Raw genomic sequence first — 16,463 nt, forward strand, 5'->3', positions numbered from 1 at the left:
TAAATTTTTAACAAATTGCTGCACCACAGCACTATTCATCTTCGCGACCGGGCCAGCCACCGCTGGCCTCACGGGCGGCACCACCGACAACAATCAGCCCTTCACCAACCGCGCGTGCGACTGCATGGGTGGTGTTGAGCGCACCAAGCTTAAACCGCGCGCTTTCAATATAGGCGCGCAATGTATGCTCAGAAATATTTAACAATTCAGCAACTTGCGCACGCCCATGCCCCATTCCAAGAAATGTCAGCGCCTCAACTTCGCGCGGGGACAGCTGGCGTATCGGTTCTGGCCGTCGCTGCGCGGCAAGCGATAGCACCTTTCTATTCAAGAAGTGTGCGATCAATATCCATTCGCGTTGATTCGCTTGAATAAAATCATCCCAACTTGCGTCATCGGTTGTGTGCGATGTGGTCAACAAAGCAAGCTGCCCATTGGGGCCGCGGATTGGGAATGAAAAACCTTGATTGCCAACACCATACCCAATCGCATCTTTTCGGAACGCTTTTGCCGCACGCGATGACCAATCTAATTGGCGCCAGTCAACAGGGTGAAATCTTTGGAAGCATCCGATGATAACAGGGTCGATACGGATATAATCGTTTTCGACATAATGTTTGACCCAAACGGGATCATAGGTGCCAAACCCGTATTGCTCACCATCTGCACTTAGCCAATGATAGACCACGTGATCCACCGCGAACATATCGCGTAGCTGCACGGTCAAATCTTGGATTTGCTCAAGCGCTTCCGCTTGTTCCAACGTTTGCAGAAAGCTGTTCAGTTCCAGTTTTTCCCCCTTGCGTCGACAAAATCGCACTCTCAATCACACGGTTCATCTCAACCCTAGCGGAAGCTGCCGCATTTTCAAGCTGCGCCTCCAAATCGGAAAGGTGATGAGTTTGCGCATATCGTTGCAGATCGGTGATCACATCGAGGATCCACTCATGGCCCATTTGTCAATTCCTTAACTAATTACACCGTTGCTTCTTTCTGCAAGAATAACACGATAACTATTAATTATTTATCCGCAGGCGCAAACCCCCCAATATTGGGGGGTTTAGGCAGATAACACACTAACAAAGCACACGTTTGGCACCAGATACATTGCAGCGCCAAAAGATTAAATTCAACCTTTGCATGTATATTCAATCTGCCTCAGCCGCGTCGTCAAGCGACCGCAAACCAACCTTTGGGGCTTGGATCAATACCGCCATGTTGCCGGGTTTATGTTCGTTGCGGCGCATCTTTGCATGGGCCTCGGGCAGTTCTGCCCAAGTGAATACCTCGGACATACATGGGTCTAGGCGACGTTCAATCATCAGCTTATTTGCGGCGCTCGCCTGTTGGAGGTTCGCAAAGTGGCTGCCCTGAAGGCGCTTTTGGTGCATCCACATGTAACGCACGTCGAACGTCAGGTTATACCCTGTTGTCCCCGCACAGATCACAACCATGCCACCACGTTTACAAACAAATGTGGACACGGGGAACGTGGCCTCGCCGGGGTGTTCGAACACCATATCGACATTATTGCCTTTTCCGGTAATCTCCCAAATCGCTTTGCCGAATTTACGTGTTTCATTGAACCACGTCTTATATTCGGGCGTATTCACGGTTGGCATTTGCCCCCAGCAATTAAAGTCGTTCCGGTTGATGACCCCTTTTGCGCCCAGTGACATAACAAAATCGCGTTTTGTTTCATCACTAATAACGCCAATCGCATTCGCGCCTGCGGTATTGATCAACTGAATAGCATAAGATCCCAAACCGCCTGACGCGCCCCAAACCAAAACGTTTTGACCAGGTTTCAGCTCGTGCGGGTGGTGACCGAACAACATGCGGTAAGCGGTCGCAAGCGTCAGCGTATAGCAGGCGCTCTCCTCCCATGTCTGGTGCTTTGGTCGAGCCATCAGTTGTTGGGATTGCACACAGGTAAATTGCGCAAACGATCCGTCAGGTGTCTCATAGCCCCAAATTCGCTGGCTTTCGGAATACATAGGATCGCCACCGTTACAATGTTCGTCGTCGCCATCGTCTTGGTTGCAGTGGATAACAACCTCATCGCCGACCTTCCAGCGTTTGACCTTGTCGCCAACGGCCCAAACGATACCGGACGCATCGGACCCGGCGATATGGAAATCCGCGCCATGGACATCAAATGGGCTGATCGGAATACCCAGCCCGGCCCAAACGCCGTTGTAGTTCACGCCCGCCGCCATCACGAGAACAAGCACCTCGTGGCTATCGGGTTTTGGAGTTTCGACCGTCTCTACTTGAAATGCTTCTTCAGGCTCGCCGTGGCGTTCGCGACGGATCGTCCACGCATACATTTGGTCGGGCACATGCCCAAGCGGTGGAATTTCACCGACTTCATAGAGCGCCTTTTGCGGTGCTGCTGCGGGGGCATTCAGATCTAGGGCCATGTCGGTCTCCATCACATAAGGTCACATTTTGCTGCGCCGCAGAATCGGCGGCCTATGTGATGGATATTATTGGCTGCGCAATTTTACAACCTTAATGTAGTTTATTTTGTAATTTTATGTCTGCCGCATCGCAGCGTCATTTACTTGAAAGTCACGGTAGAGACCTGACATACGTTAACATTGTTGCGTACGACGCTGCTTCCGTCCCGGAATTCTGCTTTCAAATCAAACATGCAAGACCCCGTACCATCATTGAAATCGATGTTAACAGAGCTACCGCTCGCCAAAATGGACGATCCGAGGATGTCTTCTTCCCATGAATTTGTGCTGGTGCGCGATCCGTAGAACCGCCAAATCGTGCCGCCCGTGTTATTCACGATCAGCACATTGCGGTTCATTCCGCTGGATGCGGTGCTCGTTTCAACGCAGCCAGAGGCGCCCAATGCGACCGTCGCCGCCAGAGCCAAAGATTTAAAATGAAATGCCATACCGTTTATTCCCTCGTTAATCGCCGCCCGAACTGGCCACAAAACAAAGACAAACGCCCCGATTGATTCGGGTCAATTTTTAGGGTGCCGCTACGTCAGTGTCAAAGTGATGGGCAATGGTATTGGCATAATAAGCCAAGATCGCATGGCCAGTTTCCGTGATTTCAATGATGTCGCCAGCGACGCTGATAGCCCCGCGGGCGGCAAGCCGGTCCAACGCGTCAGACGCAATCTGATCCGCCGGGCGTCGCGGCAGAGGCATTCGTTTTGGTTTGAGCTGCGCTAGTTTTTGCACGATCACCGCCTCAAGCGCGGCTTTGTCGGTGACGCTATCATAGACTAACGCATGCGCAACCAATGGCACACCTAATACCGGGATCGCCCGCATGATCCGTTTCTTTAGTTCCTCAGCGACGGCCGTGGTGACTTCATCGGCTGGGGCCGATGTGTGAAACTCAGATAGCTTCAGCGGATCACCAAAGCTGACAGATGCAGTTCCAAATGTCCGAAACTGGCGCGTAATCCGCAACCAAACATGTCGGCCGACCCGGCGCAGCACATGCATGAAAGGTGGTCGAAACCGCCGTGTCCCTGACTGATCAGCGGCGATGAGAAACGTATCCTCAAGCACCCTGTCGTAATTCAGGGCGACGGGTACGAAAATAACTTCACGCGCATCCGGGTCAAAATCATCGATGATATAATTGAGCAGCCCAACACGTGGCGGCGCCATCCGCCCATCAAGGCTAAGACCGCCTTCGGGAAATACCGCTTGGCTCACGCCGCCGCGCGTGGCCATTTGCACATATCGCGCAAGCACTTGACGATAAAGCGCACCGCGCGATCTACGCCGGATGAAATAAGCCCCCATCGCCCGTATGATCGGCGAAAGCGGCCAAACCCGCGCCCATTCGCCAACGGCATAGGACAGCGCACCAGCGCTGGCGGCAAGATAAGTGACCAGCACATAATCCATATTACTGCGGTGATTGATCACAAAGACGACAGCGGCATCGGGGTCTATCTCAGCCAGTTGCTTGCGGTCAAATGTTCCTAGACGAATGCGGTAAAGCGATTTCGACAGCCACCGCGCCAGCCGAATTCCATAGCTAAAATAAGCTGTTGCCGAAAAGGACGGAACAATCTCGCGGGCATAGCCTTTGGCTTTCTCAAAGGCGACGTTTTCGGGGACGTTTTCTTTGCGGGCATATTCCACGATTGCGCGGGTCACTTCGGGGTCGTAGATCAACCGCTGGATCATGTCATAGCGCCGGGCGAGCTTGAACGGTTCAATCGGACGCTGAAGCCGCTGATTGACCCGTGCAATCACACGTTCGGCGCGCTTGCGAAAAAACCACCGTACCGATGGAAACAAGAAGTGCGACGCAAACGTCACCCCGGCAAACAGGATAATTAGGACAAAAGCCCACAACGGCATTGAAACAGTTTGCGTCATCGCGCGAACCTGACAGGGAAACGCGCCAACGTAAATCCCGCCATGCCGCAACGCAGCGAATTGACAGCGCCACAAAGTATTGAGTATTAATCCCTCAACGCAATAATATTTCGCAAGGATCAAACATGTCGCACGCGCAGAAAGATCGCCCTTGGCTTTTTCGGACCTATGCTGGTCACTCGACTGCGGCCGCATCGAATGCGCTTTACCGTGGGAACCTTGCCAAAGGGCAGACCGGGCTTTCGGTGGCTTTTGATCTACCTACCCAGACAGGGTATGACAGCGATCACGTACTCGCCAAAGGTGAGGTCGGCAAAGTCGGCGTGCCTGTCAGCCATTTGGGCGATATGCGCGCATTGTTCAATGACATCCCGCTTGACCAGATGAACACGTCGATGACGATCAACGCGACCGCGCCTTGGTTGCTTTCGCTTTATATTGCCGTGGCCCAAGAACAAGGTGCAGATATTTCCGCCCTACAAGGCACCGTGCAAAACGACATCATCAAAGAATACCTGTCGCGCGGCACCTATATCTGCCCGCCCGAACCCTCTTTGCGGATGATCACCGATGTCGCCGCCTATACCCGTGAACATCTTCCTAAATGGAACCCGATGAACGTCTGTTCCTACCATCTACAAGAAGCCGGTGCGACACCCGAAGAAGAGCTCGCTTTTGCTTTGGCGACCGCGACGGCCGTGCTTGATGACCTCAAAGACAAAGTACCAACCGCTGACTTCCCTGCGATAGTGGGCCGCATTTCGTTCTTTGTGAATGCGGGCATCCGCTTTGTCACCGAACTGTGCAAAATGCGCGCCTTTGTCGAGCTGTGGGATGAAATCTGCGCGACCCGCTACGGGGTGGAGGACGCAAAATACCGACGCTTCCGCTATGGGGTGCAGGTGAACTCCCTTGGTCTGACTGAACAGCAGCCTGAAAACAACGTCTATCGCATTTTGCTTGAGACGCTCGCCGTGACCCTATCGAAAAATGCCCGCGCCCGCGCGGTGCAGTTACCTGCTTGGAACGAAGCGCTTGGCCTGCCGCGCCCCTGGGATCAGCAATGGTCGCTGCGAATGCAACAAATTCTGGCCTATGAAACGGATCTGTTGGAATTCGACGATCTCTTTGACGGCAACCCGGCCATTGACCGCAAGGTCGGCGCGCTCAAAGAAGGGGCGCGTGCAGAACTGGCGCAAATCGACGGGATGGGCGGCGCGGTTGGCGCGATTGGGTACATGAAATCACGGTTGGTCGAAAGCAACGCCGCGCGGATCGCAAGCATCGAAGACGGGCGCACCACCGTTGTCGGCGTCAATAAATGGCAAGCGGGCGAACCCTCACCGCTGACCGCGGGCGATGACGCGATTATGGTTGCCGACCCCGAAGCAGAGGCCGATCAGCTGAACCGTCTGCGTGCATGGAAAACTGACCGCAATAATGCTGCGGTTAAAACTGCACTCGCCGCCCTGCGTACTGCCGCCACAGACGGCAGCAACATGATGCCCCCGTCCATTGCCTGCGCGCGTGCGGGCGTGACAACAGGCGAATGGGCCGATGTGATCCGCGGCGTCTTTGGCCAATACCGCGCCCCAACCGGGGTGAGCGCGAACCAATCCAACCGGACTGAGGGGCTGGATGATCTACGTGAACAGGTCGACCTGGTCAGTTCCGCACTGGGACGACGTATGAAATTTTTGGTCGGTAAACCCGGTCTTGATGGGCATTCTAACGGCGCCGAACAAATCGCAACCCGTGCGCGCGATTGCGGCATGGATATTAGCTATGAAGGTATTCGCCTAACGCCCGATGAGATTGTCGAAGCCGCGCGCGAGAACGAAGTGCATGTCATTGGACTGTCGATCCTATCCGGTTCGCACGTGCCACTGGTCCGTGATGTGATGACAAAGCTTGCCGCCGCAAACTTGACACATATCCCCGTCATTGCGGGCGGCATTATCCCTGACGATGACGCCATTGCGCTGCAAAAAATGGGCGTCGCGAAAGTCTATACGCCGAAAGATTTCGAATTGAACAAGATCATGGGTGATATCGTTCAATTGGTCGACCCGCGCGAGAAACCTTAAGCTGACTGAAATCTAACTTCGGGTCTCCCGCTTTGCACCTGTTCGGCATAGTCTGACGCAAAAGCAAAAGGAGACCTGACATGACCATCCACATCGGCGCTGAAAAAGGCGACATTGCCCCTACCGTCCTGATGCCGGGCGATCCGTATCGCGCGAAATGGGCGGCAGAAACGTTCCTCACAGACGCGCGCTGCATCAATCAGGTGCGCGGCATGTTGGGATTTACCGGCACATGGAACGGCCATCCGGTCACAATTCAAGGGTCGGGCATGGGCATGCCGTCACTGTCGATCTACGCCAATGAATTGATCAAAGATTACGACGCGCAAACGCTGATCCGCATTGGGTCATGTGGCGGAATGCAAAAGAATGTCGGCATTCGCGATGTGATCTTGGCAATGACGGCATCCACCCTTTCGACCCCTTCAAGTGGCATATTTAAAGAACTCAACTTTGCCCCATGCGCGGACTACGGATTGCTTGCCGCCGCCCATCGCGCGGCCATAGCCAAAGGCGTGCCCACACATGTTGGCGGCATCTATTCATCTGACGTATTCTATGACGAACGCCCTGATCTGAATGAACAGATGGTGCGACACGGGATTCTAGGCGTCGAAATGGAAGCGGCCGAGCTATACAATCTTGCGGCGCGGCACGGACGACGCGCGCTTGCGGTTCTCACTGTCAGTGATCACCTCATCACCCATGAGGCCCTGCCTGCGGAAGACCGTGAAAAATCCTTTGGGGATATGGTCGAAATCGCGCTTGAAGCGGCTTTTGCCTAAATACCGTGACGGCGATCATACCCGTTCACAACAGGCGGCACCCATGCATCAAGGGTGCCGTCTTGGGGGCGCAGCACTTCCATATCAAGCGGATAGCACGCCGCCGCATCGCTTGAATGCTCAGCGCTGCAATCACCGCCGGGGCAAGCGCTAAGCACGGCAAGCAAATCAATTTCCGCAAATAATTCAATGTAATCGCCGGGGCGCACCGGGCTCGCTTTCATAAAATATTGTCCGGTATCGTGGGTAAACCCGGTACACATAAAGACGTTCAGCACGTCGTGCACCAGTGGCTCGGCCACATCAAGCCCCTGCCCCATATGCGTAGCCAAGGCACGCGTCAGGTTTGAATGACAACAATGATGATACTGCGCCCCAGACAACAAGTTCCCAGTGTAAGGATCACAGCGTGTCCCGATTACATCATGCACAGACCCGCCAAATTCATCCATCCCGTACCACTGCAACGTATCATGTGTGACCGTCGCCATTGGGCGTAGCGTCGGAAACGACGACCAAAGCCGATCGCCGGTTGTGACATGCGTGCCATGCAACGCGCGGGTTTTGCCGGAATAGAACCGCTCTGACAGGTCGTTGGCGTTAAACAAGTTCAGATCACCGACCTGCGGACCATCGACCGAATGAATACGCAAGAAATGTCCGGCAGGCACTGTGATGACCGCTGCATCACGTGGCGCGACAGTCACCCGCGACAGAGGTGTCAACCTGTCGCGGGCGGTTTGATACAGCGCCACATCGGCAGCGGGTAACGTATCCGTCGGATAGCATATGACCGGCTGTATCGCCCGGCGCGCGTCTGCGTCTTTTGGCTCTTTCACCGTTCTCTCATTTCTTTAGCTGCACACAGTCTGGAGGTTCGACAAGAGCCACGAAATGCATTCGCTAAGCGCAGCCCCGCCAAGCTTGACGGGATACACTTACTTCGCCTCGGCTTGCAACTTACAGGTTTCCATATCCACAGTCATCCTATCGCATCCGCAGTCGCAAACGTAACCTTTTCGAGGTCGACACCTTTTTCTTGTTTTTCGTTGCATTTTGTTTCCCCCAAAATGCAAGGTCGCAATCAAAATCCGGCGTCAGCCATGTCGCTAACCTTTCTGGCTCGTCAGTTTGAATATCAAAATCAAGGAACTTTGCATCAGGACGATTAGAAAAAAACGTCCGCACATCGTCATGGAATGTTTCATGACGATGGCGCCAAATTGTCTCTGTTTCCGTATCGTTAGCACCATATGATGCCGCAGCCCGCTTAAGAAAAGAATCAGCGTACTGTCTACCGATATGATTTTTACGAGAGAGCAACCAAGATTCAGCATTCCGCCAGTTCAACAAGAAATACGCATCAGGGTAGTCGCGATATAGCTCCCGGTAAAAATAATTCGCCTCAAGATGCATTGTGCCGTCGGTGAAGCTCAGATCTGAGTAAACATCAAAAGCGTCAATAGAAGCGAGAGCCGGACGTCCGTTTAATACATTTGTTGTAATCACCGGCGCCAGAAAACGACCATCAGGCAACGACCAATGCACCGAATGGTAGCCATTTTTGAGAAAAAAACTATGGAGTGTTGTTGTCGCAGTTTTATTAAAACCTATAATAAACACTTTTGGTCGTTGCATAGTCATAGGTCCTTTCCGCATTAGCGTCTGATTAAACGACGCGTTCGACCATCATACCTTTGATATGCGCGATTGCCTTGGCCGGGTTCAGGCCTTTCGGACAGGTTTTGGCACAGTTCATGATTGTGTGGCAACGGTACAGTTTAAATGGGTCTTCAAGATCATCCAAACGTTCGCCTGTTGCCTCATCCCGGCTATCAATGATCCAGCGGTACGCGTGCAAGAGCGCAGCCGGCCCAAGGTAGCGGTCGCTGTTCCACCAGTAGGATGGGCAGGATGTTGAGCAAGACGCGCACATCACGCATTCATACAGGCCATCAAGCTTTTTGCGGTCTTCGATTGACTGTTTCCACTCTTTCGCGGGGCGGTTCGTTTTTGTTTCCAGCCACGGCATGATAGAGGCGTGCTGCGCATAAAAATGGGTCAGGTCAGGTATCAAATCCTTGATCACAGGCATATGCGGCAAAGGATAGATTTTTACGTCGCCCTTAATCTCATCCAGCCCGTAGATACACGCCAGTGTATTCACCCCGTCGATCATCATCGCACATGACCCACAAATACCTTCGCGACATGAGCGGCGGAACGTGAGGGTTGGATCGGTTTCGTTCTTAATCTTAATCAGAACGTCCAGCACCATCGGGCCGCAGGTGTCCATATCGACGAAATATGTGTCCAGCTGCGGGTTCTTCCCGTCATCGGGATTCCAACGATAAATCTGCACCTTGCGCAGATTGGTCGCGCCTTCGGGCTTTGGCCAGGTTTTTCCCACCGTCATGCGGGAATTCTTAGGGAGTGTCAGTTGCACCATCGCGATGTTCCTTCCGTCACGGGCTATATTGCCCGAAAATTCTTACAATGACCGCAGCCGCGCGGGGCGGATCGGCATTTCGCCCGTCAAATCGATGACGCAGCTTTCGTATACTTCTTGTGGGTCGCGTCCACGCAGCAGATCGGCGGACAGGCCAATACTAATGCCGGTTGAAACACCTGTGTCGCTATTCACACCAACGCTGACCCCACCTGTGGGGGCTTGGGCGGCACGCGCACGTTCTTCGCAACGTTGGGCTGCTTCCTCGGGCGTAGGCGGCATTGCCGCGCAGGCACCCACAAGGCACATGGCCAAAATTGCGAAACTGCCCCGCCACACGCGCATCAGCCAAACACCGACAACAGATCGCCAACACCCAATGTATCGTCCGCGATGCATGAAATCGTATCCGGACGCCCGGCAATTTCGACCACCAGATCCGTTGTCGCAGAGGTCGTGCCAACAACAGCAGCCTGTGCGATTTCAACGATTTCGCTGCTAGATGCGTTGTCGATAATACAATCAGTCACCGGCGTCGCATCGACCCCAGGGAACTTGCTTTCGACGACGCCATTCACCACAGTTTTTGCACTGCTGCGCGCGATTTGATCAACGCTATCAGACGCGTCAAGACACCCAGATAGGCCAAACGCCGCCGCAGCAATCAATCCATATTTCCACATTAGAACGTCCTTTCTTTGGGCGCGATTTTCGCTTCGGAAATGCCGCCCTGTTTTTCGGTTGTCAGTGGGGTCGTGATGACAGGACGGTGGCTGAGCTTGACGCTATCGCCATCAACGTGGCTGATGGTGTGCACCCGCCAGTTTTCATCGTCACGCGTTGCGTAGTCTTCATGCGCGTGGGCGCCGCGGCTTTCCTTGCGGGCCTCAGCACCAACGATTGTTGCCAAGGCGTTTGGCATCAGGTTGGTCAGTTCAAGCGTTTCCATCAGGTCAGAGTTCCACACGAGGCTGCGGTCGGTGACCTTGAGGTCATCCATCTTGCCCGCAATCGCTGTCATTTTATCAACACCTTCGGCCAGTGTTTTGTCGGTACGGAACACGGCAGCGTCTGCCTGCATTGCTTTTTGCATCTCAAGACGCAGATCAGCCGTAGCGATATTGCCTTTGGCATGGCGCAGACCATCAAAACGATCAAAACATGCGTCGACTGATGGCTGGTTCAAAGTTGGGTTTGGCGCGTTGCGGTCAACAACCTCACCAGCGCGGATCGCAGCCGCACGGCCAAAGACCACAAGGTCAATCAGCGAGTTAGAACCAAGACGGTTCGCACCATGCACAGAGGCACAGCCAGCTTCACCAACAGCCATCAGGCCCGGCACAACAGCGTTAGGATCTTTGGCAGTGGGATTCAACACCTCACCGTAATAGTTGGTTGGAATACCGCCCATGTTATAGTGAACCGTTGGCAGAACCGGGATCGGTTCTTTGGTCACGTCGACACCGGCAAAAATCTTGGCCGATTCTGAAATACCTGGCAGACGTTCGGCCAAAGCCTCGGATGGGAGATGGTTGAGGTTCAGGTGAATATGATCCCCCCCTGCGCCAACACCGCGCCCTTCGCGAATTTCCATTGTCATACAGCGGCTGACATAGTCACGTGGGGCAAGGTCTTTATAGTTCGGGGCGTAACGCTCCATGAACCGTTCACCTTCAGAGTTGGTGAGATACCCACCTTCGCCGCGCGCGCCTTCTGTGATCAGACAGCCAGCACCGTAAATCCCGGTTGGGTGGAACTGCACGAATTCCATGTCCTGAAGTGGCAGCCCCTGACGGGCGACCATGCCGCCGCCATCACCAGTACAGGTGTGGGCAGACGTAGCCGAGAAATAGGCGCGGCCATAGCCGCCAGTCGCCAGAACAACAGTTTTCGCGTTGAACACGTGCATGGTGCCATCGTCCAGCTTCCATGCGATGACGCCTTGGCAGACGCCATCTTCGGACATGATCAGATCAAGCGCGAAATATTCGATATAGAATTCAGCCTGCTGTTTCAGCGATTGACCATAAAGCGTGTGCAAGATCGCATGACCGGTCCGGTCGGCAGCAGCACAGGTCCGTTGTACGGGCGGGCCTTCGCCAAACTCTGTTGTGTGGCCACCAAATGGACGTTGGTAAATCTTGCCTTCTTCGGTCCGGCTAAATGGCACACCGTAATGTTCCAGCTCGTAAACCGCTTTGGGGGCTTCGCGTGCGAGATATTCCATCGCATCCGTGTCGCCCAGCCAATCAGACCCTTTGACGGTGTCATACATATGCCACTGCCAACTATCAGGGCCCATGTTACCAAGGGACGCCGCGATGCCGCCCTGCGCCGCAACTGTGTGCGACCGGGTTGGAAACACCTTTGAGATACAGGCTGTCCGCAGCCCTTGTTCCGCCAGACCCAGCGTCGCGCGCAGACCAGCACCACCAGCACCGACAACGATCGCGTCATAGGTGTGGGTTTCGTATTCGTATGCAGCCATTGTTTTGTTGCTCCGCTAAATTAAAGGGCGATGCGCACAATTGCGAAAATCGCAAAGGCAGCAGCAGAATAAGACAGGCAGTTCACGCCGATGATCAAACCTTTGCGGGTCAATCCGCCAGTGTAATCTTCGATTGTGGACCGGGCGCCGTGGGCAAAGTGATTGAACCCAACCAGCATGGTCAGGATCGCAATCATCGCCGGGAACGGGCGCTGATAATAAGCGATCACTTCGGAATAGGGCGAGCCAAGGATCGCGCCGAAAGACAAGATGAACATAAGCACAAGTGGCAGCAACGCCACAGAGGTGACCATCATATGCCAGTGATGTTCAGTACCAGTTTTCGCAGAGCCAAGCCCGGCAGCGCGTTTACGGTCAGTGATGAAACCCATGATCCGTCTCCCTTACAGTACGATGACGACAAAGATCGTCAGCAAAACGGACCCAACCAACGCCGCTTGGGCGTACATTTCGGATTGATCAACCTCAAGCATTCGGCCGGAATCCCAAATCAGGTGGCGAATACCAAACAGCATGTGGTAGAACATCGCCCAGGTTGAGAAGAACAAGATCAAATCGCCGAACCAGCTGGTGATAAACCCATTTGCAGTTGCAAATGCTTCGGGGCCAGATGCGGCGGCAACAAACCACCAAACGATCATCAGAGACGCAACCAGCAGCGAGAGCCCGGTGATCCGCGTAAAGATTGACGACATAGAGGTCCACTGCGGTCGGTAATATTGCCCGATCATGAACGGTGACAGAGGACGGTTGTCCTGATTATTGTCGGCCATGAATGTTCCCTTCTTTGGCTTGGCTGCCATTTCGGTTGCGCCTTTAGTCTTTTTTGCACCAATTCCAGCCAAGAGTCACGCAAAGTAAGATGGATAAACAGTGAATTCTTGCCGCAATTATGCAAAATACCGCCCTTTGTGATCACACATTTTTTCCATGTGATCACAAATAAAAACTGAGTTATTTAGTCGGAATACTTAAGGATGATCGCTCACGCCCGGCAATAAGATCGTTAACGCTCGCTTAAGCAACGTCATATCACGACCTACGAACAAAGGATAACTACCCCGACATCGGCTCCGCTCAGCGAAAGGCAACTATGAGCCCAACCTTGTCAATATTATGCACCACTACGAATGTCGGCTATCATTCGGCTTTCAAAAGCCTACAGCAACTAAGGAGGTTTTGAACGGGTTTTAGTGAACGCAAATTGCGATGTTTTACATCGTATCAAGAAGGAGAGCTTTGGATCACTCTTGATTGAATGGCTGCCCTCTATAAGTTGAAAGTTGACAGTGAGGAGAATTCGTCGTGATCAACGGTAACTTTAATCACCCAGAATATGGAGCCTGTCGCTTTATAGGAAATGCCGGCGACTGGATTGTATTTGAATGTTGGCATTCAAGTGAAAGTAAGTGGGTCCGTCAAACAGAACGGTTAAGCGTTCTGTTAAAACTTATTGATGCCAATACATAAAGTTTGGGATCAACCCTAAAACCACCGTTTATTGAATGCGACCTGTTCTGCCAGAGAACGCCCCAGTGGTCCCCAAATCTAGATGCCAAAGCCTCTATGCTGGGTGCGAGCCGCCTACTGCTCCGCTAGAATAACAGGTTACTCCGGCATCAAGGCCCAACAATCCAGATCAAGCAGCACATCGGGGTGATACTTCCCATCGTCCCCACGCAACGCACCCGCCGCGCCTTTGGTCGCGACCAGCCGTAGCCGGATCGCGCCGACTCCCGGCGCAGCTGTTTCAGCGATGTCCAAAACCTCGGACCATGCCCGCACCGTGTCGCCTGCGAAACATGGATTTGCATGTGCGCCGCCATTCAACGCCACAATCATCTGCGCATTAGCTAACCCATTGAACGACAGCGCCCGCGCCATTGAAATCACGTGACCACCGTAGATCAGCCGTTTGCCATCTGGTCGATTAGTTGCGTCAAAGTGCACTTTGGCGGTGTTCTGCCAAAGCCGGGTGGCGAGCATATGTTCGGCCTCTTCAATGGTGACGCCGTCCACATGGTCGATGACTTCGCCGACGGCATAGTCAGACAGACGGTGCGGTTCCCCCGCCAGTGCAAAATCATAGTTGCTGAAATCAAGCCCCTCTGGGATCACCAGATCATCCGCCCCAACGGCGCTGTTCAGCGCAGGGATCACCGTCTCAGGCGCGGGATCATCGCCGCGTTTACGCACCATCACCCAGCGCACATATGACATCAGCACTTCGCCATGCTGGTTACGCCCGGTGGTCCGCACCCAAACGACACCGCTTTTGCCGTTTGAATTTTGCTTAACCCCGATCACCTCGGACGTGGCGGTGATTGTATCACCGGGCCAAAGCGGCGTTTCCCAGCGCCCTTCGGCATAGCCCAGATTAGCAACCGCATTTAACGACACATCCGGGACCGTTTTGCCAAATACCGTGTGAAAGGTCACAAGATCATCCAGCGGGCTAAACGGCAGACCGCAGCTTTGCGCGAATTGATCCGACGAATGCAACGCGTGCCGGGCAGGATAAAGCGCGTGATATAGTGCGCGTTCGCCCATCTTGATCGTGCGCGGCACGGCATGGGTGATCACATCGCCAACCGCGTAATCTTCGAAAAACCGTCCTGCGTTTGTCTTGCTCATTGCTCACCTAACTTCATGTCCGGTGTGTAGGGCGCGTCGATATCTTTGGTCACGGCCTGCCCGCACCGCATCACGCCATTGGCCTGATCAAACGCGTAGGTGGGGCTGCCGTGCAATTCCCACCCTTTGGACAAGGCCAAGGACACTTTGTGGCAAAACGCGGATGTGTCATCTTCGGTCAATAAGCGGTAAATTTTCATGATTTATCCAAACGGGTTATAGCCCAGCGCCACATGCACACCCGCCACGACGGCAAAGACGACAACGGTGGCAATCAAGGCTGTGATTTCTTTTTTCATGGGCACGGCTGGGCCCGGCGTCCAATCAGGTTGCGCACGGTTGATCAGCTGCACTTCGGAGCTTGCCCAAACAAGCAACCCGCCAAACAAAACAAACGATGGGGTGTCGCCATTGACGATCAAATGCGCAAGCGCCCAGATCATCACGGCCGTCAACTGCGGGTGGCGGATGTATTGGGTGATCCGGGCCTTTGATCCGGACGCCGCAAAAAGATAAAATGCAAGCAACATCAAAAGGTTGTTGATCCCTACCAGCGCCGGTGTCCGGCCCCAATAATAGGTGCCTTGTGCCATACGGTAGCCAATAATCATCAAAATCAGACCGACAACAGCGCCAATGGCCACGGCCATTTTCCCCTGATCGCCAAATTTGGCACGGTGCGCCGGGGCAAGCCGTTTCCAAAAATGCACCCCAACCCAAAGGGCAAGTCCAAAGATAAGTAGTATCACGGTGTCTCCAATGCGGTGATGGCGTCAGCTTTCGCCAACGTCGCCCGCGCGGTGACAATATGCAAGTTCTCAACGATGCGCCCATCCACAACGGCCACCCCCTGCCCTTCGGCAGCGGCAGCGTCAAAGGCGGCAATCTGACGGCGGGCCAGATCGATATCTTCAGCGCTCGGGCCAAAGGCAGCATTACTGATCGCAACTTGGGCGGGGTGGATCAATGTCTTGCCATCAAACCCCATATCGCGCCCTTCCGCACATTCGGCACGAAGCCCATCGTCGTCCTTAAACGCGTTATAGACGCCATCCAGCACCACGATTCCTGCGGCTTTGGCGGCCAGCACACAAAGCTGAAGCGCAGTGACCATCGCAGGACGTCCGCGCGCGTTCAGGTCTTTGGCCAGATCATTGGTGCCCAGCACAAACCCCGCCATCCGCGGATGTGCGGCAATGCTCGCGGCGTTCAAAATCCCTTGCGGCGTTTCCATCATCGCCCAAATTGGCAGGTCAGGAATCAGCGCCGCCAACGCGTCCAGATCGGCCACGCTATTCACCTTGGGCAATAGGATCGCATCACAATCCATCGCGGCAATAGCCGCCGCATCATCGGCACCCCAGTCGGTATCTAACCCGTTCATCCGCACGATTTTCAAACGCGGGCCATATCCGCCCTGCGCCAAGGCATCCGCCAAGGTACCGCGCGCTTCGACCTTTGCATCAGGCGTCACCGCATCTTCAAGATCGAACAAGATCACATCCACAGGCAAGCCGCGCGCCTTATCCAGCGCACGCGGTTTAGAGCCGGGAATATAAAGGGCCGAACGAAAGGGGCGGGTTTGCATGACGTTTCCTCGCAATAAAATTGCGCACACATGGCCAGAAGTTG

Annotated in this window: 19 protein-coding genes; 2 read left to right on the forward strand and 17 right to left on the reverse strand. The window is 54.0% G+C overall.

The features are described from left to right. Positions 1-31: 31 nt before the first annotated feature. The 5 genes from DS901_RS15120 to DS901_RS15135 form a co-directional block, all read right to left on the reverse strand. Positions 32-763: a helix-turn-helix transcriptional regulator gene (locus DS901_RS15120; protein ID WP_258546752.1), complete on the reverse strand. Its 732-nt coding sequence runs from the start codon at positions 761-763 to the stop codon at positions 32-34. Then, the gene (locus tag DS901_RS18820; protein ID WP_181820915.1) at positions 741-956 is read right to left on the reverse strand and encodes a hypothetical protein; all 216 of its coding nucleotides are present in this window, start codon (positions 954-956) and stop codon (positions 741-743) included. The genes DS901_RS15120 and DS901_RS18820 overlap by 23 nt, the downstream gene beginning before the upstream one ends. A 192-nt stretch (positions 957-1,148) precedes the next feature. Then, entirely contained in the window at positions 1,149-2,423 is a 1,275-nt protein-coding gene (gene ccrA, locus DS901_RS15125) for a crotonyl-CoA carboxylase/reductase (protein ID WP_113778058.1), read from the reverse strand. Positions 2,424-2,563: 140 nt separating this feature from the next. Beyond that, positions 2,564-2,911, reverse strand: coding sequence for a hypothetical protein (locus tag DS901_RS15130; RefSeq protein ID WP_258546753.1), 348 nt, complete (start codon positions 2,909-2,911; stop codon positions 2,564-2,566). A gap of 79 nt (positions 2,912-2,990) precedes the next feature. After that, positions 2,991-4,367: a 1-acyl-sn-glycerol-3-phosphate acyltransferase gene (locus DS901_RS15135; protein ID WP_113778060.1), complete on the reverse strand. Its 1,377-nt coding sequence runs from the start codon at positions 4,365-4,367 to the stop codon at positions 2,991-2,993. A 125-nt stretch (positions 4,368-4,492) separates the two neighbouring features. Here DS901_RS15135 and DS901_RS15140 point away from each other — a divergent pair, with 125 nt between their 5' ends. Continuing rightward, positions 4,493-6,454 (forward strand): protein meaA, encoded by a 1,962-nt coding sequence (locus DS901_RS15140; protein ID WP_113777747.1) that lies wholly within the window; start codon positions 4,493-4,495, stop codon positions 6,452-6,454. An 80-nt stretch (positions 6,455-6,534) separates the two neighbouring features. Beyond that, a complete protein-coding gene (gene deoD, locus DS901_RS15145; protein WP_113777748.1) occupies positions 6,535-7,239 on the forward strand; it encodes a purine-nucleoside phosphorylase in 705 nt (234 codons plus the stop codon). Here deoD and DS901_RS15150 read toward each other — a convergent pair. From DS901_RS15150 to DS901_RS15205, 12 genes are all read right to left on the reverse strand, one after another. Next, positions 7,236-8,078, reverse strand: a complete 843-nt coding sequence (locus DS901_RS15150; protein WP_113777749.1) for an urea carboxylase-associated family protein — start codon at positions 8,076-8,078, stop codon at positions 7,236-7,238. The genes deoD and DS901_RS15150 overlap by 4 nt on opposite strands. A gap of 148 nt (positions 8,079-8,226) precedes the next feature. Then, positions 8,227-8,877, reverse strand: a complete 651-nt coding sequence (locus tag DS901_RS15155) for a sulfotransferase (RefSeq protein ID WP_113777750.1) — start codon at positions 8,875-8,877, stop codon at positions 8,227-8,229. A gap of 31 nt (positions 8,878-8,908) precedes the next feature. Continuing rightward, a complete protein-coding gene (locus tag DS901_RS15160; RefSeq protein ID WP_113777751.1) occupies positions 8,909-9,688 on the reverse strand; it encodes a succinate dehydrogenase iron-sulfur subunit in 780 nt (259 codons plus the stop codon). A 42-nt stretch (positions 9,689-9,730) separates the two neighbouring features. Next, entirely contained in the window at positions 9,731-10,033 is a 303-nt protein-coding gene (locus DS901_RS15165; RefSeq protein ID WP_258546754.1) for a hypothetical protein, read from the reverse strand. Beyond that, complete coding sequence (locus DS901_RS15170) at positions 10,033-10,371, reverse strand: succinate dehydrogenase (protein ID WP_113777752.1); 339 nt, start codon at positions 10,369-10,371, stop codon at positions 10,033-10,035. The genes DS901_RS15165 and DS901_RS15170 overlap by 1 nt, the downstream gene beginning before the upstream one ends. Further along, complete coding sequence (gene sdhA, locus DS901_RS15175; protein ID WP_113777753.1) at positions 10,371-12,176, reverse strand: succinate dehydrogenase flavoprotein subunit; 1,806 nt, start codon at positions 12,174-12,176, stop codon at positions 10,371-10,373. The genes DS901_RS15170 and sdhA overlap by 1 nt, the downstream gene beginning before the upstream one ends. Before the next feature lie 20 nt (positions 12,177-12,196). After that, complete coding sequence (locus DS901_RS15180) at positions 12,197-12,568, reverse strand: succinate dehydrogenase, hydrophobic membrane anchor protein (RefSeq protein ID WP_113777754.1); 372 nt, start codon at positions 12,566-12,568, stop codon at positions 12,197-12,199. A gap of 12 nt (positions 12,569-12,580) precedes the next feature. Next, positions 12,581-12,970 (reverse strand): succinate dehydrogenase, cytochrome b556 subunit, encoded by a 390-nt coding sequence (gene sdhC, locus DS901_RS15185; RefSeq protein WP_113778062.1) that lies wholly within the window; start codon positions 12,968-12,970, stop codon positions 12,581-12,583. A gap of 835 nt (positions 12,971-13,805) precedes the next feature. Next, positions 13,806-14,831 carry a MaoC family dehydratase gene (locus tag DS901_RS15190; protein WP_113777755.1) on the reverse strand — a complete coding sequence of 342 codons (1,026 nt, stop codon included), beginning with the start codon at positions 14,829-14,831 and terminating at the stop codon, positions 13,806-13,808. Beyond that, on the reverse strand, positions 14,828-15,031 hold the full coding sequence (locus DS901_RS15195; protein WP_113777756.1) for a DUF1737 domain-containing protein: 204 nt from the start codon (positions 15,029-15,031) through the stop codon (positions 14,828-14,830). The genes DS901_RS15190 and DS901_RS15195 overlap by 4 nt, the downstream gene beginning before the upstream one ends. Positions 15,032-15,034: 3 nt before the next feature. Further along, the gene (locus tag DS901_RS15200) at positions 15,035-15,580 is read right to left on the reverse strand and encodes an NnrU family protein (protein WP_113777757.1); all 546 of its coding nucleotides are present in this window, start codon (positions 15,578-15,580) and stop codon (positions 15,035-15,037) included. Next, positions 15,577-16,419: an HpcH/HpaI aldolase/citrate lyase family protein gene (locus DS901_RS15205; protein ID WP_113777758.1), complete on the reverse strand. Its 843-nt coding sequence runs from the start codon at positions 16,417-16,419 to the stop codon at positions 15,577-15,579. Before DS901_RS15205 ends, DS901_RS15200 begins: the two co-directional genes overlap by 4 nt. Positions 16,420-16,463 lie beyond the last annotated feature (44 nt).

The organism is Loktanella sp. D2R18 (genome assembly GCF_003318235.1).
Taxonomy (GTDB): Bacteria; Pseudomonadota; Alphaproteobacteria; order Rhodobacterales; family Rhodobacteraceae; genus Yoonia.